Source organism: Microbacterium sp. ZW CA_36 (assembly GCF_044987475.1).
In the GTDB taxonomy this organism is placed as follows: domain Bacteria; phylum Actinomycetota; class Actinomycetes; order Actinomycetales; family Microbacteriaceae; genus Microbacterium.
Genome location: NZ_JBJDRL010000007.1, coordinates 12225 through 34331, shown reverse-complemented (window position 1 = coordinate 34331; position 22107 = coordinate 12225). Strand labels below are relative to the sequence as shown.

Here is a 22107-nt window from a genome sequence, read left to right as displayed (position 1 = left end):
GGCGACGGTGGCCGGGGTTCCTCCGTCGCAAGACCAGTCCATCGGCGCACCGCGGATGCCGGAAGTGCCGGGCTGTCACCGCTTTCCGGACGGTTCGCACGCCCCGGCCATGACATGTGTCATGGACCTAGGGTGGGACCCATGAGCACCTCCCCCGTGCCGGCGGCGGACACCGAGACGGCGGCGCAACGACACGGACGGCTGCGCCTGTCGCGCGGGATCACCGCTACCTGGTGGTACACCGTTTCGGCGGTCGTGTTCCTGGAGTTCATGATCGTGGTCGTCTGGACCGGCGCGCTCGTCGAGGCGGGCCGAGATGCCGCCACGGTGGCGACGGTCGGCCTCAGCGGGCTCGTGTGGTGGCTCTCGACGTTCCTGCTGCTGCACGACTACCGGCAGCGGACCGAGCAGAGTCCGCTCGCGCGGTGGCCGAGGGCGCTCGCGCCGCTGCTGGTCGCCGCGTGCTTCGGTCTGCTCGCGGGTCTGGTGTCGGGGCTGTGGCTGATGGGCGTCCTTCCGCTCATCCAGGCCCTGGTGCTCCTCAACTGGCCGGCTGGAGTCCGGGGACGCGCCGTGATCGCCGCGACGGCGCTCCTCGCCGCCCTGTGGTTCGTCGACAGCCGTGCGACCATGCCTCCCGACGCGAGCTCGACCTGGTGGCTGCTCGGGTTCTTCTCCGTCACTCTCCCCGGCATGACGGTGCTGTCGCTGTGGTGGTGGGACGTTCTCATGACAGTCGACCGCGCCCGCGCCTCCGAGTCCCGCCTCGCAGCGACGCAGGAGCGGCTGCGCGTCGCCACCGACGTCCACGACCTTCAGGGTCACCACCTGCAGGTGATCGCACTCCAGCTGGAACTCGCCGAACGCCTCATGCCGAACGATCCGGATGCGGCCCTCACCCAGCTGCGGGCCGCGCGGCAGAGCGTCGACGAGGCGCGCCAGGGCACGCGAGACCTCGCTCTTCGCTTCCGCTCCGTGCCCTTGACGGTCGAGATCGAGAACGCCGCAGATCTGCTGCGCGCGGCGGGCACGTCGGTGCAGGTGACGGTGCATGCCGACGCGGACCGGGCTCCGGCATCCGTTCTCGGTCCCGTCATCCGTGAGACCACCACCAACGCGCTGCGCCACGGTGGCGGCCGGTGGGCGCGCCTCTCGCTGACGCGCGACGCGGATGCCTGGCGCTACGAGATCGAGAACGATGCCGCCGATGCCTCGCCCAGCGCCGACGGCGCGGGGCTGGAGGGGATCGGCCGTCGGGTCGAGGACGGCGGCGGGTCCGTCGAGATACGGCGCCGCCCGCAGGAGTTCGCCGTCGCCGTAGCCGTCCCTGTGTCGCCGGAGGAGTCCCGGTGATCCGGGTGCTTCTCGCGGACGACGAGGCGATGATCCGCTCCGCTCTGGCCGCCCTCCTGCGCCTCGAGCCCGACATCGAGGTCGTCGCGGAGTGCGCCGACGGAGACGAAGCGGTGAGCGCAGCACTGCGCCTCTCCCCCGACGTCTGCCTTCTCGATCTCGAGATGCCGGGCCTGGACGGCGTCGAGGTCGCCGCACGGGTGACGCGCAGCGTCGCCACGCGCTGCATCGTGGTGACGCGGCACGCGCGCCCCGGCGTACTGCGGCGAGCACTTGCGTCGGGCGTGTCGGGGTTCATCCCCAAGTCTCGCGGGGCCGACGAGGTGGCGGAGGTCATCCGACGAGTCGCGGCCGGCGGACGCTACGTCGACCCCGAGGTCGCCGCCGACGCGCTGAGCGACGAACGCTGCCCGCTGACCGACCGCGAACTCGACGTTCTGCGCGCCGGACGGCGCGGCGAGACGACCGGACAGATCGCTCGCACGCTCTCGCTCGCGCCCGGAACCGTGCGCAACCACGTGTCGGCGGTGTTGAGCAAGCTCGCCGTGAGCACGCGCCAGCAGGCCGTCCTGCTCGCCGAGGAGCGCGGCTGGATCTGAACCGGCCGGCGCGCCTCCGCAACGACGAAGGCCCCCTTTCGGGGGCCTTCGACTTTCTGTGCGCGAGGGGGGACTTGAACCCCCACGCCCTATACGGGCACTAGCACCTCAAGCTAGCGCGTCTACCTATTCCGCCACCCGCGCAAGTGGTTTCCGGTTTCGCAACCGAGGAATGACATTACCACGTCACCGGAGGTTCAACGAATCGCTCGGCACCCGGGCGCGTCACCCCATCGAGACGCCGAAGAGCAGCCCGAGGAGGTACGTGACGGCGGCGGCGCCGAATCCGATGGCCAGCTGCCGCAGCGCCCGGCGGAGCGGCGGAGCGCCCGACAGCAGGCCCACCGCGGCGCCGGTCGACATGAGCGCGATCCCGACGAGCACCAGCGCGAGCACGACGGCGGCGAGACCCGAGAGCCCGAAGATCCAGGGCAGCACCGGGATGATCGCGCCGGACGCGAAGAAGAGGAAGCTCGACAGCGCAGCGGCCCACGCGCTGCCGACGACCTCGCCGTGATCGGCGACGACGATCGGCCCGGTGTCGGCGCTGCCCTGCCCCGCGGACCGCGCCGCCTCGACGACGCGCCTCGCGCGAGCGGATGCTTCGGCCTCCGGCATCCCGCGCGTCCGGTACACGAGCGCCAGCTCGTTGGCGTCGATGTCGAGATGCGGGATCCCGCTGTCGGCGAAGTCGCTCGGTTCGGTGGCGGCCAGGAGCTCGCGCTGCGACCGCACCGAGACGAACTCGCCCGCGCCCATCGACAACGCGCCCGCGAGGAGGCCGGCGATGCCGCTGAAGAGCACGAACTGGCTCGATACGCCGGTCGCTCCGATGCCCATCACGAGGGCGAGGTTCGACACCAGGCCGTCGTTCGCGCCGAAGACCGCCGCCCGGAAGGTCCCCGACAGACGGCGGCGGCCGCGCGCGGCGAGGCCGCGCACGACCTCGTGGTGCACCTTCTCGTCCGCCGCCATCGTGGCGGTCGCGAACGGCTCGTCGTCGTACGGCGAGCGCGCCTCGGCGTTCTGCGCGAGGGCCAGCACGAAGATCGACCCGAAGCTCTTCGCCATCCAGCCGAGCAGTCGCGTGCGCACGTCGGGTCGCGGCAGCCGGGCGGGCTCCGCCCCCAGCAGCCCGAGCCAGTGCGCCTCGTGGCGGCCCTCCGCCTCGGCGAGCGCGAGGAGGATCTCGCGCTCCTCGCCGCTGCGCCGACCGGCGAGCTCGCGGTACACGCGTGCCTCGGCGCGCTCGTTGACGAGATACGTCGCCCAGCGGCGCCGATCGCGATCGGTGGGTGCGGCGGGCGTGCTCACGGAGCCTCCAGTCGGGGTGCGGGACCCGTCAACGCTAGCCATCGTGCCGAGGGCGTCCGCGCCGAAATCGAGGATTGCCAGCATTTCGGGGCTCCGAACGGCTGCGTGATCGGCCCGTGCACGCGCGCTCGGCACGGGGTCCACCCGGGATGGGGCTGGTGGAGCGGGCGGGCGCCCGCGTCAGGAGCGGACGCGCTTGCGCAGCACGTCGATCCGCGACTGCAGCTGCGCGACAGTGGCGTGCGACACCGCGGGGCCGCCGCAGATGCGCCGCAGCTCGGCGTGCACCAGCCCGTGCGCCTCGCCGGTCTGGCGGGCATAGAGGCCGACGAGGCTGTTGAGCAGCTGCCGCTGCTCCTTGAGTGTGCGGTGCAGGGCCTGAGGCAGAGCGGGCTGCTCCGGAGCGCCTTCCGACCCCGCCTGCTCAGCCTGGCGATCATGCGCTTCACGGGCGTGGCGGTGGCGGGTCTGGCGGGACTGCCGCTGCATGAGCAGCTCGTGCACGTGTTCGGGTTCGAGCAGGCCGGGGATGCCCAGGAACTCCTCCTCCTCGGGCGTGCCGGGAACGGCGAGCTGACCGAACTCCTTGCCGTCGAACAGCACCCGGTCGAAGTGTGCGAGCGAGCCGAGCGCCTGGTACGTGAACTCCTCGGTGAGCGCGTCCGACGCCTTGTCTTCGCGCTCGGCCGCGTCCATCAGGTCTTCTTCGGCGTTCCATTCGTCCTCGCCGTCACTGTCGCGGTCGAGCGCGTGATCGCGATGCCGCTCCATCTCGTTGGCGAGGCCGAGCAGCTGCGGCACGTTGGGAAGGAACACGCTCGCGGTCTCGCCACGGCGGCGGGCGCGCACGAAGCGGCCGATCGCCTGGGCGAAGAAGAGCGGAGTCGACGCGCTCGTGGCGTAGACGCCGACGGCGAGGCGGGGCACGTCCACGCCTTCCGACACCATCCGCACGGCGACCATCCACCGGCTCGTCGAGGCGGAGAACTCCTCGATGCGGCTCGACGCCTCGGCCTCGTCCGACAGCACCACCGTCGGAGCCTCGCCGCTGATCTCGCGCAGGATCGCGGCATACGCGCGCGCGGCGGTCTGGTCCGTCGCGATCACCAGTCCGCCGGCATCCGGCACGTGCTCGCGCACCTCGGTGAGGCGCCGGTCGGCCGATCGGAGTACCGCGGGAATCCAGTCGCCCTCCGGGTCGAGCGCGGTGCGCCAGGCCTGCGAGGTGATGTCCTTGGTGTTGTCCTGCCCGAGATGCGCCTCCATCTCGTCGCCGGTCTTGGTGCGCCACCGCATGTGGCCCGCGTACACGAGGAAGATCACCGGGCGGACCACGCCGTCCTCGAGCGCGCGGCGGTAGCCGTACGCGTAGTCGCTGCGCGAGACCCGGATGCCCTTGGGATCAGGGTGGTATTCGACGAACGGGATCGGCGCGGTGTCGCTGCGGAACGGTGTTCCGCTGAGGAGCAGACGCCGGGTCGCGCGTGCGTAGGCCTCGCGCAGCGCGTCGCCCCAGCTCAGCGCGTCGCCGCCATGGTGCACCTCGTCGAGGATCACCAGCGTGCGCGCGTCCATCGTCAGACGCTGATGGACGGATGCCTTCACCGCGACCTGCGCGTACGTCACGGCGACGCCGTGGTACTGGCGTGCCGGGGCGACGTGACGGTTGCTGAAGGCGGGGTCGAGGCGGATGCCGACGCGGGCCGCGGCATCCGCCCACTGGGTCTTGAGGTGCTCGGTCGGCGCGACCACGACGACGCGGTTGACGATGCGGCGCCGCAGGAGCTCGCTCGCCAGGCGCAGGGCGAACGTCGTCTTGCCGGCGCCCGGCGTCGCCGCCGCGAGGAAGTCGCGCGGACCGCCGCCGGGTCCGTCGGGGCCGTCCATCCCGAAGTACAGGTCGAGCGCCTCGGCCTGCCAAGCGCGCAGGCGCTGGGCGGTGCCCCACGGTGCGCGCTGCGGGTAGGTCGGCGACAGGTGCTCGGCTGCGAAGCTGCCGATGTGCGGCTCGGCGCTGTGCGGATCGGCGATCGGGGTCGAGGGGGACGCGACCTGCGCTTCGATCGTCGTTTCGTCCGTCACCGAATGCACCTCCCCCGTAGACAACGAGTCACCACGATAGACGACCGGCACGACATCGAGGGTCGGCGACCGGGGGTAGCCTGACTCTCGGTCACGAGCCGAGGAACGGAAGACGGATGCCCACGACAGAAGATCCCCGCGCCCCCTACGCCGAGAACGCCGAGACGCACCCCTGGCGGCGCTATGTCGCCCTGGGCGACTCGTTCACCGAGGGGGTGGGCGATCGCGAGCCGGCGGCGCCGAACGGCGTCCGGGGGTGGGCGGACCGGGTCGCCGAGGTGCTGTCGGAGCAGGTGGACGACTTCGCGTACGCCAATCTCGCCGTCCGCGGGCGCCTCATCTCCCAGATCGTCCACGAACAGGTGGAGCCGGCCATCGCCCTCAAGCCCGACCTCGTGACGTTCTCGGCGGGCGGCAACGACGTCATCCGCCCGAACGGCGACCCCGACCGGGTCGCGCAGCTCTTCGAGGACGCCGTCGTGCGGCTCTCGCGCGACCACGCCACGGTGGTCGTCTTCACGGGCATCGACACCGCGTTCACGCCGGTCTTCCGCGGTATCCGGGGCAAGGTCGCCATCTACAACGAGAACATCCGTGCGATAGCCGACCGGTACGACTGCATCGTGGCGGACCAGTGGGCGCTGAAAGAGGTGCAGGACATGCGCTTCTTCGATGACGACCGTCTGCACTACAACACCCTCGGCCATCACGAGGTGGCGCGCATGGTGCTGCGGGCGCTGAACGTCCCGAACGACCTGCAGCCGATGCAGCCCGACCCGCTCCCCCTCCGCACGTGGCGCGAGGCGCGCGCGGTCGACCTGGTGTGGGCGCGGGAGTACTTGGTGCCGTGGGTGCTGCGGCGCGTGCGTCACCAGTCGTCGGGCGATCATGTGACGGCCAAGCGCCCCGACCCGCTGCCGGTCATCACGCTGGCGCCCGGGCAGCAGGGTTCCCGATCGGCGCCCACGGGCGACGCGGACCTCGCGGACCGCCCCGAGGAGGTCTGAGGTGGCGACGCATCTCGTCACCGGAGCAGGATCCGGGATCGGCGCGGCGCTCGCCGAGCGGCTCGCCGAGCGCGGTGACGACCTCTGGCTGCTCGTGCGCGATGCCGGTCGCGCGGTACAGCTGCGCGAACGCTTTCCCGACGCGCAGACTCTCGTGGGCGACCTCTCCGACCCGGCACGCCTGTCGTGGGCGTTCAGTCACCAGAGCGTGCCGCCGCAGCTCGACTCGCTGATCCACGTGGCCGGCGTCGTCGAGCTCGGCGCCGTCGGCGAGACGCCCGTCGCGACCTGGCAGCATCAGCTGAACGTGAACGCCGTCTCGCCCGCCGAGCTGACGCGGCTGATGCTTCCCGCCCTGCGCGCCGCGCGCGGGCGCGTGGTGTTCGTGAACTCGGGCGCCGGGCTGCGGGTGAGTCCCGAATGGGGCTCGTACGCCGCGAGCAAGTTCGCGGTCCGCGCCATCGCCGATGCGCTCCGTGAGGAGGAGCGCGCCCACGGCGTGCGCGTGACGACGGTGTACCCGGGACGCACGGCGACGCCCATGCAGGAGAAGGTGCACCAGCAGGAGGGCGCGGACTACGACGCCTCCCAGTGGATCGAGCCGGCCTCGGTCGTCTCCGCGATCCTCGCAGCGCTGGATCTGCCACGGGATGCGGACCTCACCGAGCTGACGATCCGCCCGGGCGCCTGAGCGGACGCCGCCCCGCCGGCGTGACCTCGGCGCGACGCAGGTCAGCGCGTCCGCAGCTCCCACAGCGCGACCGCGCTCGCCGCAGCCACGTTGAGCGAGTCCACGCCCGCGGTCATCGGGATCGTGACGACCGTGTCGGCGACCTGGAGCGCGCTACGGGAGAGGCCGTCCCCCTCAGCGCCCAGCATCAGCGCGACCCGCTCGGGCCGCCGAGCGCTGAACTCGTCGAGCGCGACGGCGTCGTGGGCGAGCGCGAGGGCTGCGAGCGTGAACCCGGACTCGTGCAGCACGGCACCCGCTTCTCTCCACTCGGGCAGCCTCGTCCACGGCACCTGGAACACCGTCCCCATGCTCACCCGCACACTGCGACGGTACAGCGGGTCGGCGCAGCGCGGGCTGACGAGCACCGCATCGGCACCGAGCCCGGCGGCCGCGCGGAAGATGGCGCCGACATTGGTGTGGTCGACGATGTCCTCGAGCACGACGACGAGCCGTGCGCCGGCGACCACCTCGGCGACGGTCGGCAGCTCCGGCCGATGCATCGACGCGAGGGCGCCCCGGTGCACGGCGTAGCCGGTGAGGGCTTCGGCGATCTCCGGAGCGACGACGTAGACCGGCGCCGCTGTGTCGGCGAGCACCTGCTCGATATCGCCGAGCCACTTCTCCTGCACGAGCACCGATCGCGGGCGATGCCCCGCCCGGAGCGCGCGCGCGATGACCTTGGCGGACTCGGCGATGTACAGGCCACCTTCGGGCTCGAGCACGCGCCGGAGCGCGACATCGGTGAGATCGCGGTAGTCCGCGAGTCGTTCGTCCGCGGCGTCGGTGATGTGGATCGCGTGCATCGGGTCCCATCGTCGCACGCGCCGACGGCTCAGACGCGCGTGCCGACCGCCGTCCAGGCCCGAGCCGTCACCGCGAAGGGCCCGTCGCCGAGCTCCTCGCGCAGGGCGCGCTCCAGCCGGGCCACGCCGGCCGCATCGAGTGTCGCGACGTAGCGCCCCGCCGGCCCGACGCCGAGGAGGAACGGCTGCCACCAGTCGTCGAAGCCGCGCAGCGCCACGGTGCTCTCGACGACCGTCTGCGTCACGTCCCCGAGGCCCGCGCGCTCGAAGATCTCGACCAGCTGTCCTTCGGCGGCACCGCTGAGGGAAGCCTCGCCGCGTACACCGGCGTCGAGACGGCGCGCGATGCGCCAGAAGTCCGAGAGGGGCCCACCGCCCCCGGCGTGATCCCACACGCACGCCGAGACACGTCCGCCGACGGCGGTCACGCGCGCCATCTGACCGACGCCCCGCACCGGATCGGTCATGAAGTGCACGACGAGCTGCGCGAGCGCTGCCCCGAACTCCCCGTCGCCGAACGGGAGGTCCTCGGCGGCGGCCACGCGCACATCCGCCCCGGGGCAGGCCTCGGCGGTCGCCGCTGCGAACACCGGTTCGGGATCCACCGCGCTCACTGCCGCCGCTCCCCGGCGTCGCGCGAGCTCGAGCGTGAGCATGCCCGGTCCGCAGCCGACGTCCAGCACACGTGTCCCGGGGTGCACGCCTTCGAGCCCCACCGTGGCGAACGGCACGGCCAGCGGCGCAGAGAAGCGGCCCATGAACCGCGCGTACGCCTCCGCGCTGACACCGCCGAAGCTGCCCACGCGCTCATCCTGGCACGCGGGGGGCCGCCGTAACATCCCGGAAAACCGAGGGGCCTACACTCGACGCGAAGGGGGTGCGCCGTGACGACGATTTCGCCCGGACTGGACGCCCGGACGACGGATGCCGTGGCTGAGGCGATCGCCACGCTCTCGGGCCGCCGCATCGCGGTGCTGACCGGCGCCGGCGTCTCCACGGATTCCGGCATCCCCGACTATCGGGGCGCGGGCGCACCGGTGCGGACGCCCATGACGGTCGAGCAGTTCCTCTCCAGCGACACCTCTCGGCGGCGGTACTGGGTGGGCAGCCACCTCGGCTGGAAGGCGTTCGCGGCGGCCGAGCCCAACCCCGGTCATCGGGCGATCGCCGACCTCGAGGCGCGCGGGCTCGCCACCGGTGTCGTCACGCAGAACGTCGACGGCCTTCACGTCCGGGCCGGCAGCCGGCGCGTGGTGGAGCTGCACGGCACGATGCGCCGCATCTTCTGCACGCACTGCGGGCAGGTGTTCGACCGCCGCGACCTCGCCCGCCGCGTCGAAGACGACAATCCGTGGATCCGCGTCCCCGAGAACGTCGCGCTGGGGCCTGACGGCGACGTGCTCCCCGAGAGCACCGAAGGATTCCGCATCCCGGCCTGCAGCGTGTGCGGCGGGATGCTGAAGCCCGACGTCGTCTTCTTCGGAGAGTTCATCCCGGCAGAGAAGTTCCGGGAAGCCGAGCAGCTGGTGCACACGAGCGGAGCCCTCCTCATCGCCGGTTCCTCGCTCGTCGTGAACTCCGGCATCCGACTCCTCGAGCGTGCGCGCCGCCGGCGCCTGCCGGTCGTGATCGTGAACCGCGGCGTCACCCGCGCCGACGCCCGCGCGTCGGTCAAGATCGACGCCGGCACGAGTGAGGTCCTCCGGGCACTGGCCGACGGCCTCCCGTCCCTCGCCTGACGCATCTCGCGTCCAGGCGGCCCGGGTAGGGTCGTCGCATGACCGCTCTCACCCTGATCCGCCACGGCGAGACCGACTGGAACCGCGATCGGCGGATCCAGGGTGCGACCGACATCCCCCTCAACGACACGGGCCGCTCGCAGGCCCGCGCCACCGCGGCCGTGCTGCGCGAGCGCCTCGGCGGTGTTGATCGACGGGCGGGGGTCGTGCCGGCGACGATCGTCTCGAGCGATCTCGCCCGTGCCCGCGAGACGGCCGAGATCATCGCCGCCGAGCTCGGCCTCGCCGCACCGCGGACGTATCGCGGACTGCGCGAGCGCTCGTACGGAGAGGCGGAGGGCATCGACGTGGAGGAGTTCCGCGCCCGCTGGGGCGACTGGCACAGCGCCGAGATTCCCGGAGCCGAGCCGTGGCCGGAGCTGCGCCGGCGGGGCATCGCGGCTCTCGGCCGCGTGGTCCGCGATCACCGCCGCGCGACCGCGCCTGCGGCCGCGAACCTCATCGTCGTGAGTCACGGCGCGCTGATCCGGGAGCTGATCCGCCACGCCACGGCCGGCGAGCTGCCGCCCGCGGGCGAGCGCCTCGCCAACGGGTCGACGCACGACTTCGTCTACGAGCGCGATCACCTGCGGCTCGTGACGTACGCGGGACTCGTCGCCTAGGCTCGGCGCCATGGCCGCCGCCGCCACCGTCGACGAATACATCGCCGGCTTCCCGCCCGAGGTGTCCGCCCGCCTGATCAGGGTGCGCGCAGAGATCGTCGATGCCGTCACGGCGGCGTCGGGCACCGCACCCGAGGAGAAGATGCGCTACGGCATCGCCGCCGTCATGCTCGGCGGCCGGTACGCGCTGCACTTCGCCGGCTGGAAGAAGCACATCGGTCTCTACCCCGTGCCCCCGCTGCCCGCGCCGCTCGAGGCCGAGATCGCGCCGTACCGGGCCGAGAAGGACTCGGTGGTCTTCCCCCATGCGAAGCCCATGCCCGACGAGCTCATCGGCCGCGTCGCGCGCGCGATCGCCGACGAGCGCGTGCGTCAGCCGGCGAACGACTGACCCCGCGCGGCGAGTTCCTCGCCGAGGATGCGGACCGCCTTGGGGCCGACGCCGTGGATCGCGAGCAGCTCCGCCCGTGAGCGCATCGTGAGCTCGTCGTACCGGGTGACACCGTGGACCGCCAGCTCGCGCCGCGCGACCGTGCCGATCCGCGGGGTGAGCTCCGACTCCGCGCTCATCCGTCCGCGCGCGCGAGCACGCCGCGTGCGTGCCGCAGCACCGGCTCGTCGACCATGCGCCCCTTGTACGAGAACACCCCGCGCTCGTGCTCGGCGGCGGCGAGCACGGCGCGCGCCCACGCCACCGTCTTCTCGTCCGGCTGATAGGCAGCCCGGATCAGGGCCACCTGGCTCGGGTGGATGCACGCCGTCGCGCGGAATCCGGATGCCGCGGCATCCGCCGCCTCGATGCCCAGGCGCTTCGCGTCGTCGATGTCGAGGTGCACCGCGTCGATCGCCGCCTTGCCGCGTGCGCCCGCCGCGAGCAGCACGTGCGAGCGGGCGTAGCGTGCGATGTCGCGATAGCGGCCGTTCGGCTTGCGGCTGGATGTGCCGGCGAGGCTGGCTACCAGGTCCTCGGCGCCCCACATCAGCGCGACCACGTTGTCGAGCGCCGCGATCCGGTCGGCCTGGGCGACTCCCTTCGCGGTCTCGCACAGCGCGATGACCTCGAACCGGGCGTCGATGCGCTTGATGCGCTTGGGCGACTCGGACTTGGCGACCATGATGCGCCGGTAGTCGGTCTGCGAGAGGGTGGCGAGATCGGCGGCGAACGCGTCGGTCTCGGGCGGATTGACGCGCACGATGACGCGGGCCGGGTCCAGCTCGGACTCGATGAGGTGGCCCCGGGCCGCCGTCTTGTCGGCGGGCGCCACCGCGTCCTCCAGGTCGAGGATGACGGCATCCGCACGGTCGAACGCCTTCGCGTACCGCTCTGGCCGGTCTGCGGGGCAGAACAGCAGCGCGGGGCCGAGGTCGAAGCTCATGGGGTCCTCTCGGGGGTCTGCGGCGCGCACCACATCAGGGCGGTCCGCGTGGCCACCGCGACGACGTCGCCGCGCTGGTTGCGTCCGGTGTGACGAAGCGTCACGATGCCCTGCCCGGGCCGCGAGGCTGAGAGCCGCTTGTCGAGGACCTCGGTCTCGGTGTACAGCGTGTCGCCGTGGAACAGGGGCGCCGGGAACGAGATGTCGGTGAGGCCGAGCTGGGCGACGAGCGTGCCCTGCGTGATCTGCGAGACGGATGCCCCGACCATCGTCGCCAGCGTCCACATCGAGTTCATGAGGCGCTGACCGAACGGCTGCGACTCGGAGAACGCGGCATCCAGGTGCAGCGCCTGCGTGTTCATCGTGAGCGAGGAGAACAGCACGTTGTCCGCCTCGGTGGCCGTGCGACCGGGGCGATGCAGGTACGTCGCACCCACCTCGAGCTCGTCGTACCAGAGCCCCCGCTGCACGATCTCGGCGGAGCCGCCGGCGGCGGGGTTGTCGGCAGCGTCGGGCGTCACGTCTGTCACGCTACCCTCACGCCACGCCCAGTGCCCGGGCGATGACGAGCAGCTGCACCTCGTTCGTGCCCTCGCCGATCTCGAGGATCTTCGAGTCGCGGTAGTGGCGTGCGACCGGGTACTCGTTCATGAACCCGTTGCCGCCGAACACCTGCGTCGCGTCGCGCGCGTTGTCCATCGCCGCATCGCTCGCGGTGAGCTTGGCGATCGCCGCCTCGGTCTTGAACGGCTTTCCCGCGTCGCGCAGCCGCGCGGCGTGGTGCCACGCGAGGCGCGCGTTGTGCACGCGAAGCTGCATGCGGGCGAGCAGGAACTGGATGCCCTGCCTCGTCGCGAGCGCATCGCCGAACACCGTGCGCTTCTTGGCGTAGTCGACGGCGGCCTCCAGGCATCCCTCCGCCGCACCGGTCGACAGCGCCGCGATGGCGATGCGGCCCTCGTCGAGGATGTGGAGGAAGTTGGCGAACCCGCGACCGCGCTCGCCGAGCAGGTTCGCCTCGGGTACGCGCGCGTCCTGGAACGTCAGCGGATGCGTGTCGGAGGCGTGCCAGCCGACTTTGTCGTAGCCGGGCTCGACCGTGAACCCGGGGGTGCCGGACGGCACGATGATCGTCGAGATCTGCTTGCGGCCGTCCTGCTCCCCGGTCACCGCCGTGACGGTCACGAACCGGGTGATGGGCGTGCCCGAGTTGGTGATGAACTGCTTCGACCCGTTGATCACCCACTCGCCGCCCTCGAGCCTGGCCGTGGTACGCGTCGCGCCGGCATCGGAGCCTGCTTCCGGCTCGGTGAGCCCGAAACCGGCGAGCGCCTTGCCCGCGAGCAGATCGGGCAGCAGCGCGTGCTTCTGCTCCTCGGTGCCGAAGCGGAACACCGGCATCGCACCGAGACTGACGCCGGCCTCGAGCGTGATGGCGATGGACTGATCGACGCGGCCGAGCGCCTCGATCGCGAGGCAGAGCGCGAAGTAGTCGCCGCCTTGCCCGCCGTACTCCTCGGGGAACGGCAGCCCGAACAGGCCCAGCTCGCCCATCTGGGCGACGACGTCCATCGGCAGGGTCTTCGTGCGGTCGGCCTCGTAGGCCTGCGGGGCGACGACCTCGTCGGCGAAGTCGCGCACCATGCGGGCGAGCTCTCGCTCGTCGTCGGTGAGGTTGAAGTGGTCCATGGCTGCCTCGGGTTTCAGGAGGGGGTGTCGGATGCCTCGTGGGCGGGTTCTGCGGCGGTGACGTGCGCGAGCACCTGGTCGCGGCGCACCTGGTCGCCGGTGGTGACGTCGAGTCGCACGACGCCCGCGTGGGGCGCGACGACGGGGTGCTCCATCTTCATGGCCTCGATGGTCACGATCCGGTCGCCGGCGGCGACGTCCGCGCCGTCGGACACGTGGAGCGCGACGACCGCGCCCGGCATCGGGGAGCGCAGTTCCGGATCGGTGGCGGCGGCATCGCGCTCGCGGGCGGCGAGGCGCTTCTCCATCGCCTGCCGGCGGGTGAGGGCGCGCAGCCGATGTGTCTCGGCGCCGGCGTGGACCCAGATCCACCCTGCGGCATCCGTGGCCACTGTCACCCCCGGGGCGGGCGCCTTCGCAGTGGCGTGCGATCCGCCGTGCGGAACGAAGCCGGCGCGGCCGGAGGCCGACGGCTCCGGGGCCCGTCGTGGGTCCATGGCGGAGAACGAGGCCGGTGCGAGGTCGGGAGCGGCCACGACGACGATGGCGCCGTTCTCCTCCTCGACCGCGACCGTGCGGCCGACCGGTGCGCTCCCCGCGCGCCAGCCGGTGCCGGCGAGCCACAGCGGGCCCGCCGCCGCTCGGACCGGCTCGGCGCCGCGCACGCGCGCGAGTTCTCCGGCCACGGCCGCGGCGGCGAGCGCCGCCTCCCCCGGCTCCGCGGCGGTGTACGGCGGCATCCGGTCGATCAGTCCGGTGTCCATATCGCCGGCGCGGACGCCCGGATCGGCCAGCAGCGCCCGCAGGAAGCCGAGGTTGCTGTCGACGCCGAGCAGCACGGTCTCGGCGAGCGCGGCGCCGAGCCGCTCGATCGCCTGGGCGCGATCGCCGGCGTGGGCGATCACCTTCGCGATCATCGGGTCGTAGTCGGACGAGACGACGCTGCCCGACTCGACCGCGGCGTCCGTCCGCACCCCGGCAGGCTCGCGCCACACCAGCACGTCGCCGGTCGCCGGCAGGAAGCCGCGCTCGGGGCTCTCGGCGTACACGCGGGCCTCGATCGCGTGGCCGTCGAGGCGGATGTCGTCCTGCGCGACCGCGAGCGGACGGCCCGCCGCGACCAGGAGCTGCTGCTCGACGAGGTCGACGCCGGTCACGAGCTCGGTCACCGGGTGCTCGACCTGCAGTCGCGTGTTCATCTCGATGAAGAAGAACTCGTCGGGGCGATCGCCGGCAACGAGGAACTCGACGGTGCCGGCGCCGCGGTAGTCCACGCTCGCGGCGGCCGCGCACGCCGCGGCTCCGAGGCGCGCGCGGGTGGCGGCATCCACCACCGGCGAGGGGGCTTCCTCGATGACCTTCTGGTGCCGGCGCTGCAGTGTGCACTCACGCTCGCCGAGATGGATGACGCTGCCGTGCGCGTCGGCCAGCACCTGCACCTCGATGTGGCGCGGGCGCTCGATGAGACGCTCCAGCAGCAGCGTGTCGTCGCCGAACGCCGCGGCGGCCACGCGCCGGGCCGTCGCCAGCGCCTGCGGCAGCTCGGACGCCCCGCGCACCACCTGCATGCCCTTGCCGCCCCCACCGGCCGAGGGCTTGACCAGCAGCGGATAGCCCGTCTCGGCCGCCGCCCCGGCGATCTCGGCGTCCGTCATCCCGACGGCGCTGAAGCCGGGGACCGTCGGGACGTCGTGCGCCGTCACGTGCTCCTTCGCGCGGATCTTGTCGCCCATCACGTCGAGGGCACGCTCCCCCGGGCCGATGAACACGATCCCGGCCTCGGCGCACGCGCGCGCGAAGCCGGCGTTCTCGGCCAGGAACCCGTAGCCCGGATGGACGGCCTCGGCGCCGGTCTCGCGCGCGGCGCCGATCACCGCCTGGATGTCGAGGTACGACGCGGACGCGGCCGCCGGTCCGATGCGCACCGCGACGTCGGCCTCCCGCACGTGCGGCGCGTCGGCGTCGGCGTCGCTGTAGACGGCGACCGAGCGGATGCCGAGCCGCCGCAGCGTGCGGATCACCCGGCGTGCGATCTCGCCGCGGTTGGCGACGAGGACGGTCCCGAACGGGGGGCCGTCGACGGGATCAACGATCGCAGGCCGGGCCTCACGGACCGAGGTGGGAGAAGAGGTCACGGGGATCACATCCGGAAGACGCCGAAGCGCGGTTCGGGCAGGGGCGTGCGCGAGACGACGTCCAGCGCGAGTCCGAGCAGGTCGCGGGTGTCGAGTGGGTCGACCACGCCGTCGTCCCAGAGCCGGGCGGTGGCGTAGTAGGGGCTCCCCTGCTCCTCGTACTGAGCGCGGATCGGCGCTTCGAACGCCGCCTGGTCCGTCTGCGACCACTCCTGGCCTCGTGCCTCCAGCTGGTCGCGCTTGACTGTCGAGAGCACCGACGCGGCCTGATTCCCGCCCATCACCGAGATGCGGCTCGCGGGCCAGGTCCACAGGAACCGCGGCGAGTACGCACGGCCGCACATCGAGTAGTTGCCGGCGCCGAACGAGCCGCCGATCACGACGGTGAGCTTGGGGACGCGCGTGGTGGCGACGGCGGTGACCATCTTGGCGCCGTCCTTCGCGATGCCGCCTGCCTCGGCGTCCCGTCCCACCATGAAGCCGGAGATGTTCTGCAGGAACAGCAGCGGCGTGCCGCGCTGGTCGCACAGCTCGATGAAGTGCGCGCCCTTCTGCGCGGATTCGCTGAACAGCACGCCGTTGTTCGCGACGACGCCGACGGGGTGGCCGTGGATGCGGGCGAAACCGGTCACGAGCGTGTCGCCGTACTCGCGCTTGAACTCATGGAACTCGCTGCCGTCGACGAGGCGGGCGATGACCTCCCGCACGTCGTACGGCTGGTTGACGTCGACGGGGACGACCCCGTACAGGTCGGACGGGTCGACCGCCGGCGGCACGCTCGGCACGACATCCCATGCGGGCGCTGCGGGAAGCGGCAGGGTGGCGACGATGTCGCGGACGATCTCGAGGGCGTGCTCGTCGTCCTCGGCGAGGTGATCGACGACGCCCGAGCGTCGGGCGTGCAGCTCTCCCCCGCCGAGCTCCTCGGCCGTGACGACCTCGCCGATCGCGGCCTTCACCAGCGGCGGGCCGCCGAGGAAGATCGTGCCCTGGTTGCGCACGATGACGGTCTCGTCGCTCATGGCAGGCACGTACGCGCCGCCGGCGGTGCAGGAGCCGAGGACCGCGGCGATCTGCGGGATGCCGGCGGCCGAGAGGCGGGCCTGGTTGAAGAAGATGCGCCCGAAGTGGTCGCGGTCGGGGAACACCTCGTCCTGCATGGGCAGGAACGCGCCGCCCGAGTCGACGAGATAGACGCACGGCAGGCGGTTCTCGAACGCGATCTCCTGGGCACGGAGGTGCTTCTTCACCGTCAGCGGGTAGTACGTGCCGCCCTTGACGGTCGCGTCGTTGCAGACCACCATCACCTGACGGCCGTGGACGAGGCCGATGCCGGCGATGACACCGGCGGCCGGGGCATCCCCGCCGTACAGCCCGTCGGCGGCGAGCGGTGCGATCTCGAGGAAGGGGCTCCCCTCGTCGAGCAGCCGCGCGACGCGGTCACGGGGCAGCAGCTTGCCGCGTGCGACATGGCGCTCCCGTGAGGCGGCGGGCCCGCCGAGGGATGCCGCCGCCAGCCGGTCGCGCAGCTCTCGAGCCAGCCCCTGCTGCGCCTCGTGGATGCGCACGAAGGTCTCGTCGTGCACCGCGGCGGTGCTCAGCACGCCCATCTGCGCCCTCCCGTGTCATCTCCGTCGACGTCACGATCGGATCACGTCCGTTGTCCTGACGCGATCGGATTGGTTAGTGTTCACTAACTGAGCTTCAGGTTAGCGACCATTAACTGGAATCACAAGCGGGGAACCGGAATGACAAGCGCCGCCACCGACCGCGATCGTGCGAAGGCCGACCGCCACGCAGCGATCCTCCGCGAGGCGGCCGCCCTGTTCGCCGAACGCGGCTTCAGCGGCGTCAGTCTCGAAGACATCGGCGGCGCGGTCGGCGTGAGCGGTCCGGCCCTCTACCGGCACTTCGCCAACAAGCAGGCGCTGCTCGGCGCCATCCTCGTCGAGGTGAGCGAGCGGCTGCTGGCCGGAGGCCGGACCGTGCTGACGGCCCATGAAACCCCCGCCGACCAGCTCGACGCGATCATCGCCTTCCACGTCGAGTTCGCGCTCCGCGATGCCGACGTCATCCGCGTCCAGGACCGCGATCTCGCCAGCCTCAGCGACGACGACCGCCACACCGTCCGACGCCTCCAGCGCGAGTACGTCGAGGTGTGGATCGGCATCCTCTCGACGATCCATCCCGAGCGGGACGAGGACGACCTGCGCGTGCGCGCCCACGCGTGCTTCGGCCTCATCAACTCGACGCCCCACACCGTGCGCGCCTCCCGGTCGCGCCCCGGGGAGCGCGACGTGCGCGGCATCCTCCGCGCGATGGCCCGCGCTTCGCTCACCGCCTGAACTGTCTGGGTGGCCTAATCTGGACGGACCATGGCGGGGGATGGCCACACGGACGACGCGCAGCCGGAGGATCACGGCGACGCGGAAAGAGTCATGCGACCGCGTGCGGAGGGCACCGACAGCTCGCGCCGCGACTTCCTGAAGCTCGGCGGCATCGCGACCGCGGGGCTCGTGGTCGGCGGCGCGGTCGGCGCTGCGGCGGGCGCCACCATCGGCCACGAGCTCGGCTTCCGCGAGGGATCACTCGATCTGGCCGCTCTGCCCGCGCGCTCGGAGCCCGGCTTCGATCATGTGGTCGTCGTCATGGGCGAGAACCGCTCGTTCGACAACCTGCTCGGCTGGCTGTACACGCCCGACACGCTCCCCGACGGCGCGACGTTCGACGGGCTCGCCTTCGGGGACTATGCCAACACCGCCCCGAGCGGCGAGCGGATCGCGGCGCACACCTACAGCGGTCCCACCGACGAGGTGATGGGCCGGCCGAACCCCGATCCCGGCGAAGAGTTCCCGCACGTCAATACGCAGCTGTTCGGCACGGTGTCGCCCGCCGCCAATGCGACCAGCCAGATCGGCGACATGACGGCGCCCTTCAACGCACCGCCCTCCGGCACCGTGCCGACGATGGACGGATTCGTCCGCGACTACTGGAACAACGTCGAGCGGCTGCGCCGTGGGCAGGCACCCACGCTGGAGGAGGCCACCCACATCATGGGCAGCTTCTCCCCCGAGCAGCTGCCGGTGCTCTCCACCCTCGCCAAAGGCTTCGCCGTCTTCGACGCGTGGTTCGCCGCCGTCCCGTCGCAGACCTACTGCAACCGGTCGTTCTTCCACGCGTCGACCTCGCACGGCTTCGTCACGAACAAGCACGGCGGCGGCTACGACAAGTGGCTCGACGCGCCCGCGACGCCGACGATCTTCAACCGGCTCGAGGAGGCCGGCATCTCGTGGAAGATCTACTTCGACGAGATGCAGCTGGTGTCGCTCACGGGCATGATGCACGCCCCCGTGCTGGAGCAGTACTGGCGCACCGGCCGCTTCGGCCACATGTCGGAGTTCGCCGAGGATGCCGCGGCCGGGCGTCTGCCGGCCTACGCGTTCATCGAGCCGCGGATGGTCTACAACCACAACGACTTCCACCCGCCCTTCGGCGTGTACCGCGAGAGCGACGTCGACGGCACGCCCGTGCTGGATTCCGCCATCTCGGACGTGCGTGCCGGCGAGAAGCTCATCGCCGACGTGTACAACGCCATCAAGGACAGCGCCACGCCAGACGGCTCCAACGCGCTCAACACGCTGCTGCTGATCACCTTCGACGAGCACGGCGGCACGTACGACCACGTCCCTCCCCCGGCCGCGGTCCCACCGGTCGCCGACGACGCACCCGGCGAGATGGGCTTCACGTTCGACCGGCTGGGGCTGCGCGTGCCCGCGATCGCCGTCTCGGCCTACACGCGCAGCGGCACCATCGTCCACGATGAGCTGCACCATGGCGCCGTGATCGCGACGCTCGCACGCCTGCACGGCCTGCGTCCGCTCACCCGTCGCGACGCGACGGCGCGCGACCTGTTCTCGGTGATCAACCTCGACGCTCCCAGAGATCCGTCGACCTGGCCCGTCGTGCACCCGATGTACGTGCCGCCCAACCCGCACGAGGACGAGCGGATCGATCTCCGCGACGGCAAGCACAGGACAAAGCCGCTCAGCCCGCCCGGACGCGGGCTGCTGGGTCTGCTGCTCGCGCGCTACGCGCCGCCCGGTGCACCCGAGCCCGAGACCTACGCCGAGGCGTACGAGGTGCTCCAGAAGCACGGGCTCGGCCTCTTCTACCCGAAGAAGAGCTGACCGGCCGACCCCCAAGGTGCCGGCCGGCCAGCGGCCTTCTATCGCAGCAGCATCGCCCGCCCGGGCTCGCGCAGGATGTCGGCGACGTCGACGAGGAACCGTGACCCCTGCTCGCCGTCCACGAGGCGATGGTCGAACGAGAGAGCGAGCGTCATCACGTCGCGCAGCGCGATCTCGCCGCGGTGCTCCCACGGCTGGCGCCGCACGGCTCCGAGGGCGAGGATGCCTGCCTCCCCCGGGTTGATGATCGGTGTGCCGGCGTCGACGCCGAACACGCCGACGTTCGTGATCGAGAACGTGCCGCCCATCATGTCCGCCGGCGCCGTCCTGCCCGACCGCGCGGTCTCGGCGAGGCCGCGGATGGCGTCGGCGAGCTCGACCAGGGTGAGCTCCTGCGCGTCGCGGATGTTGGGCACGACGAGGCCCCGCCCGGTCGCCGCGGCGATGCCCAGGTTGACGTAGTGGTGCTCGACGATCTCGCCCGCCGCATCGTCCCACTTCGAGTTGAGCCCCGGGTGGCGCGCGAGCGCGAGGCATACGGCTTTGGCGGCCACCGCCATGATGCCGATCCGGTGCTCCTGGAGGGCGCGGTCCGCGCGCAGCGACGCGATCAGCTCGCTGGTCGCCGTGACGTCGACCGTCAAGAACGTGGTCACGTGCGGCGCCGTGAAGGCGCTGCGCACCATGGCCTCCGCGGTCACGCGCCTCACGCCCCGGATCGGCGTGCGCGTCGTGCGCTCGCCGGCCTCACCCGATCGCGGCAGCTCGAACGTCTCCACCGGTTCGGCGGACGCCGCGGCCACCGGGGCGACCGTGACCGCTCCGACGCGCTCCGCGTACGCCTCCACATCGGCACGTGTGATCACGCCGGACGCGCCTGTGGCCTCGACGAGTGCGAGGTCCACGCCGAGCTGCTTGGCGAGCTTGCGCACCGGCGGAGTCGAACGGGGACGTTCGACCGCACGCTCCACGACATCCGCGAACTGGATCGCGTCGTGCGGAGCCGCTTCGAGCACCGCGGTGTCGGATGCTGCAGCCACGGTTCCCGCGACGCGTGCGCGACGCTGCGGCCGTGCGGCACTTCGGGGCGCGGCGCCGTAGCCGACGAGGTTCGGCTCGGACGCGGGGGCCGCCGCCGCGCTCACCGAGGCGGAGGCGGCTTCGGCCGACGGCGGAACCGCGGCGGTGTCGAACGAGATCAGCACCGAGCCGACCGCCACGACGTCACCGGGGGCGGCGTGCAGGGCGGTCACGGTGCCGGCGTGCGGCGACGGCAGCTCGACGACGGCCTTGGCGGTCTCGACCTCGGCGATCGTCTGGTTGAGTGCGACGGTGTCGCCCACGGCGACCAGCCACTGCACGAGCTCGGCCTCGGGAAGGCCCTCGCCGAGGTCGGGGAGACGGAAGTCCTGTGCCATCAGTCGCGCACCCCGCTCAGGCTGTTCGGCCGGTCCATGACACGATCGACGGCGTCGAGGATGCGGTCGAGGTCGGGCAGATGATGCTTCTCGAGCTTCGCAGGCGGGTACGGGATGTCGTGGCCGGTGACCCGCTGGGGCGCGGCCTCGAGATAGTTGAAGCACCGCTCGGTGACGCTCGCGATGAGCTCGGCGCCCACCCCGGCCTCCCGAGCTGCCTCGTGCGTCACGACGACCCTGCCGGTCTTGCGGACGGATGCCGTCACCGTGCGGTAGTCCACGGGCGAGATGGAGCGCAGATCGATGACCTCGATCGAGACGCCGTCGTCCTCGGCCGCGGTGGCGGCATCCAGAGCAGTGGCGACCTGCGAGCCGTAGGTCAGGAGCGTCACGTCGCTGCCCTCACGCGCGACGCGGGCGAGACCCATCGGCGGCGCGTCGGCCAGCTGCACGTCGAGATCGACCTCGCCCTTGGAGTGGTAGAGCCGCTTGGGTTCGAAGAAGACCACCGGGTCGTTCGACGCGATGGCCTGACGCAGCATCACGTACGCGTCCTGCGGGTTCGACACCGCGACGACGCGGAGCCCCGAGGTGTGGACGAAGTAGGCCTCCGGCGACTCGGAGTGATGCTCGGCCGCGCCGACGCCACCGGCCCACGGGATGCGGATCGTGATCGGCATCGTGACGTTGCCGCGCGTGCGGTAGTGCAGCTTCGCGACCTGGCACACGATCTGGTCGAACGCGGGGTACACGAATCCGTCGAACTGGATCTCGACGACGGGCCGGTAGCCGCGGAAGGCGAGTCCGACGGCGGTGCCCATGATGCCCGCCTCGGCGAGCGGGGTGTCGACCACCCGCTGCGCGCCGAACTCGCCGAGCAGTCCGTCGGTGATGCGGAACACACCGCCGAGCTTGCCGATGTCCTCGCCCATGACGAGCACCTTCGGATCGTCGGCCATCGCGCGGCGGAGTCCTTCGTTGATGGCCTTCGCCATCGTGAGCTGCGCCAT

Annotated in this window: 21 protein-coding genes and 1 tRNA gene; 9 read left to right on the top strand and 13 right to left on the bottom strand. The window is 71.9% G+C overall.

Annotated features, from left to right (window positions below; translation table 11 throughout):
- Nucleotides 1-141: 141 nt before the first annotated feature.
- Both ACI3KX_RS05335 and ACI3KX_RS05330 read left to right on the top strand, forming a co-directional pair.
- Nucleotides 142-1353: a sensor histidine kinase gene (locus ACI3KX_RS05335; RefSeq protein WP_404908398.1), complete on the top strand. Its 1212-nt coding sequence runs from the start codon at nt 142-144 to the stop codon at nt 1351-1353.
- Nucleotides 1350-1952, top strand: coding sequence for a response regulator transcription factor (locus ACI3KX_RS05330; RefSeq protein WP_349427626.1), 603 nt, complete (start codon nt 1350-1352; stop codon nt 1950-1952). Before ACI3KX_RS05335 ends, ACI3KX_RS05330 begins: the two co-directional genes overlap by 4 nt.
- A 59-nt stretch (nt 1953-2011) precedes the next feature.
- Here ACI3KX_RS05330 and ACI3KX_RS05325 read toward each other — a convergent pair.
- From ACI3KX_RS05325 to ACI3KX_RS05315, 3 genes are all read right to left on the bottom strand, one after another.
- Nucleotides 2012-2096: transfer RNA gene (locus ACI3KX_RS05325), tRNA-Leu, on the bottom strand.
- A gap of 81 nt (nt 2097-2177) precedes the next feature.
- Nucleotides 2178-3266 carry a VIT1/CCC1 family protein gene (locus ACI3KX_RS05320; RefSeq protein ID WP_363357451.1) on the bottom strand — a complete coding sequence of 363 codons (1089 nt, stop codon included), beginning with the start codon at nt 3264-3266 and terminating at the stop codon, nt 2178-2180.
- Nucleotides 3267-3446: 180 nt separating this feature from the next.
- Nucleotides 3447-5297 (bottom strand): DEAD/DEAH box helicase, encoded by a 1851-nt coding sequence (locus ACI3KX_RS05315; RefSeq protein WP_363357646.1) that lies wholly within the window; start codon nt 5295-5297, stop codon nt 3447-3449.
- Between the two features lie 167 nt (nt 5298-5464).
- Here ACI3KX_RS05315 and ACI3KX_RS05310 point away from each other — a divergent pair, with 167 nt between their 5' ends.
- Nucleotides 5465-6355 (top strand): SGNH/GDSL hydrolase family protein, encoded by an 891-nt coding sequence (locus tag ACI3KX_RS05310; protein ID WP_349427628.1) that lies wholly within the window; start codon nt 5465-5467, stop codon nt 6353-6355.
- 1 nt (nt 6356) lies between these two features.
- Entirely contained in the window at nt 6357-7046 is a 690-nt protein-coding gene (locus tag ACI3KX_RS05305; protein WP_363357452.1) for an SDR family oxidoreductase, read from the top strand.
- Between the two features lie 41 nt (nt 7047-7087).
- On the opposite strand, the gene ACI3KX_RS05300 is transcribed toward ACI3KX_RS05305, so the two are convergent.
- Both ACI3KX_RS05300 and ACI3KX_RS05295 read right to left on the bottom strand, forming a co-directional pair.
- Nucleotides 7088-7891, bottom strand: coding sequence for a TrmH family RNA methyltransferase (locus tag ACI3KX_RS05300; protein WP_404908393.1), 804 nt, complete (start codon nt 7889-7891; stop codon nt 7088-7090).
- Between the two features lie 29 nt (nt 7892-7920).
- The gene (locus ACI3KX_RS05295) at nt 7921-8694 is read right to left on the bottom strand and encodes a class I SAM-dependent methyltransferase (RefSeq protein WP_404908391.1); all 774 of its coding nucleotides are present in this window, start codon (nt 8692-8694) and stop codon (nt 7921-7923) included.
- Between the two features lie 81 nt (nt 8695-8775).
- On the opposite strand from ACI3KX_RS05295, the gene ACI3KX_RS05290 reads away from it, so the two are divergent.
- The 3 genes from ACI3KX_RS05290 to ACI3KX_RS05280 are packed head-to-tail and all read left to right on the top strand — an operon-like array spanning nt 8776 to nt 10683.
- On the top strand, nt 8776-9630 hold the full coding sequence (locus ACI3KX_RS05290; protein WP_404908388.1) for a Sir2 family NAD-dependent protein deacetylase: 855 nt from the start codon (nt 8776-8778) through the stop codon (nt 9628-9630).
- A 38-nt stretch (nt 9631-9668) separates the two neighbouring features.
- A complete protein-coding gene (locus ACI3KX_RS05285) occupies nt 9669-10292 on the top strand; it encodes a histidine phosphatase family protein (RefSeq protein ID WP_404908385.1) in 624 nt (207 codons plus the stop codon).
- Between the two features lie 10 nt (nt 10293-10302).
- A complete protein-coding gene (locus tag ACI3KX_RS05280) occupies nt 10303-10683 on the top strand; it encodes a DUF1801 domain-containing protein (protein ID WP_363357456.1) in 381 nt (126 codons plus the stop codon).
- On the opposite strand, the gene ACI3KX_RS05275 is transcribed toward ACI3KX_RS05280, so the two are convergent.
- The 6 genes from ACI3KX_RS05275 to ACI3KX_RS05250 are packed head-to-tail and all read right to left on the bottom strand — an operon-like array spanning nt 10665 to nt 17102.
- Nucleotides 10665-10862 (bottom strand): hypothetical protein, encoded by a 198-nt coding sequence (locus ACI3KX_RS05275; RefSeq protein WP_363357457.1) that lies wholly within the window; start codon nt 10860-10862, stop codon nt 10665-10667. The two genes, ACI3KX_RS05280 and ACI3KX_RS05275, sit on opposite strands and share 19 nt — an antisense overlap.
- Nucleotides 10859-11668 carry an HpcH/HpaI aldolase/citrate lyase family protein gene (locus tag ACI3KX_RS05270; protein WP_404908382.1) on the bottom strand — a complete coding sequence of 270 codons (810 nt, stop codon included), beginning with the start codon at nt 11666-11668 and terminating at the stop codon, nt 10859-10861. Before ACI3KX_RS05270 ends, ACI3KX_RS05275 begins: the two co-directional genes overlap by 4 nt.
- Entirely contained in the window at nt 11665-12198 is a 534-nt protein-coding gene (locus ACI3KX_RS05265; RefSeq protein WP_404908379.1) for a MaoC family dehydratase, read from the bottom strand. Before ACI3KX_RS05265 ends, ACI3KX_RS05270 begins: the two co-directional genes overlap by 4 nt.
- A 7-nt stretch (nt 12199-12205) precedes the next feature.
- Nucleotides 12206-13357 (bottom strand): acyl-CoA dehydrogenase family protein, encoded by a 1152-nt coding sequence (locus ACI3KX_RS05260; protein ID WP_363357460.1) that lies wholly within the window; start codon nt 13355-13357, stop codon nt 12206-12208.
- A gap of 14 nt (nt 13358-13371) precedes the next feature.
- Nucleotides 13372-15492 carry a biotin carboxylase N-terminal domain-containing protein gene (locus ACI3KX_RS05255; RefSeq protein ID WP_404908376.1) on the bottom strand — a complete coding sequence of 707 codons (2121 nt, stop codon included), beginning with the start codon at nt 15490-15492 and terminating at the stop codon, nt 13372-13374.
- A gap of 5 nt (nt 15493-15497) precedes the next feature.
- Nucleotides 15498-17102, bottom strand: a complete 1605-nt coding sequence (locus ACI3KX_RS05250; protein ID WP_404908373.1) for a carboxyl transferase domain-containing protein — start codon at nt 17100-17102, stop codon at nt 15498-15500.
- Between the two features lie 138 nt (nt 17103-17240).
- On the opposite strand from ACI3KX_RS05250, the gene ACI3KX_RS05245 reads away from it, so the two are divergent.
- Together ACI3KX_RS05245 and ACI3KX_RS05240 are read left to right on the top strand one after the other, a co-directional pair.
- Entirely contained in the window at nt 17241-17837 is a 597-nt protein-coding gene (locus ACI3KX_RS05245) for a TetR/AcrR family transcriptional regulator (protein ID WP_349427636.1), read from the top strand.
- 93 nt (nt 17838-17930) lie between these two features.
- Nucleotides 17931-19679 carry an alkaline phosphatase family protein gene (locus ACI3KX_RS05240; RefSeq protein WP_363357462.1) on the top strand — a complete coding sequence of 583 codons (1749 nt, stop codon included), beginning with the start codon at nt 17931-17933 and terminating at the stop codon, nt 19677-19679.
- Between the two features lie 38 nt (nt 19680-19717).
- On the opposite strand, the gene ACI3KX_RS05235 is transcribed toward ACI3KX_RS05240, so the two are convergent.
- Both ACI3KX_RS05235 and ACI3KX_RS05230 read right to left on the bottom strand, forming a co-directional pair.
- Complete coding sequence (locus tag ACI3KX_RS05235; RefSeq protein WP_404908370.1) at nt 19718-21097, bottom strand: dihydrolipoamide acetyltransferase family protein; 1380 nt, start codon at nt 21095-21097, stop codon at nt 19718-19720.
- Nucleotides 21097-22107, bottom strand: a complete 1011-nt coding sequence (locus ACI3KX_RS05230; protein ID WP_404908368.1) for an alpha-ketoacid dehydrogenase subunit beta — start codon at nt 22105-22107, stop codon at nt 21097-21099. Before ACI3KX_RS05230 ends, ACI3KX_RS05235 begins: the two co-directional genes overlap by 1 nt.

Excerpts from the sequence above, each read along its gene's own strand:
- ACI3KX_RS05335 (WP_404908398.1), top strand. The coding sequence starts at position 142 with ATGAGCACCTCCCCCGTGCCGGCGGCGGACACCGAGACGGCGGCGCAA.
- ACI3KX_RS05310 (WP_349427628.1), top strand. The coding sequence starts at position 5,465 with ATGCCCACGACAGAAGATCCCCGCGCCCCCTACGCCGAGAACGCCGAG.
- ACI3KX_RS05300 (WP_404908393.1), bottom strand. The coding sequence starts at position 7,891 with ATGCACGCGATCCACATCACCGACGCCGCGGACGAACGACTCGCGGAC.
- ACI3KX_RS05285 (WP_404908385.1), top strand. The coding sequence starts at position 9,669 with ATGACCGCTCTCACCCTGATCCGCCACGGCGAGACCGACTGGAACCGC.
- ACI3KX_RS05280 (WP_363357456.1), top strand. The coding sequence starts at position 10,303 with ATGGCCGCCGCCGCCACCGTCGACGAATACATCGCCGGCTTCCCGCCC.
- ACI3KX_RS05275 (WP_363357457.1), bottom strand. The coding sequence starts at position 10,862 with ATGAGCGCGGAGTCGGAGCTCACCCCGCGGATCGGCACGGTCGCGCGG.
- ACI3KX_RS05270 (WP_404908382.1), bottom strand. The coding sequence starts at position 11,668 with ATGAGCTTCGACCTCGGCCCCGCGCTGCTGTTCTGCCCCGCAGACCGG.
- ACI3KX_RS05260 (WP_363357460.1), bottom strand. The coding sequence starts at position 13,357 with ATGGACCACTTCAACCTCACCGACGACGAGCGAGAGCTCGCCCGCATG.
- ACI3KX_RS05250 (WP_404908373.1), bottom strand. The coding sequence starts at position 17,102 with ATGGGCGTGCTGAGCACCGCCGCGGTGCACGACGAGACCTTCGTGCGC.
- ACI3KX_RS05245 (WP_349427636.1), top strand. The coding sequence starts at position 17,241 with ATGACAAGCGCCGCCACCGACCGCGATCGTGCGAAGGCCGACCGCCAC.
- ACI3KX_RS05240 (WP_363357462.1), top strand. The coding sequence starts at position 17,931 with ATGCGACCGCGTGCGGAGGGCACCGACAGCTCGCGCCGCGACTTCCTG.
- ACI3KX_RS05235 (WP_404908370.1), bottom strand. The coding sequence starts at position 21,097 with ATGGCACAGGACTTCCGTCTCCCCGACCTCGGCGAGGGCCTTCCCGAG.
- ACI3KX_RS05230 (WP_404908368.1), bottom strand. The coding sequence starts at position 22,107 with ATGGCGCAGCTCACGATGGCGAAGGCCATCAACGAAGGACTCCGCCGC.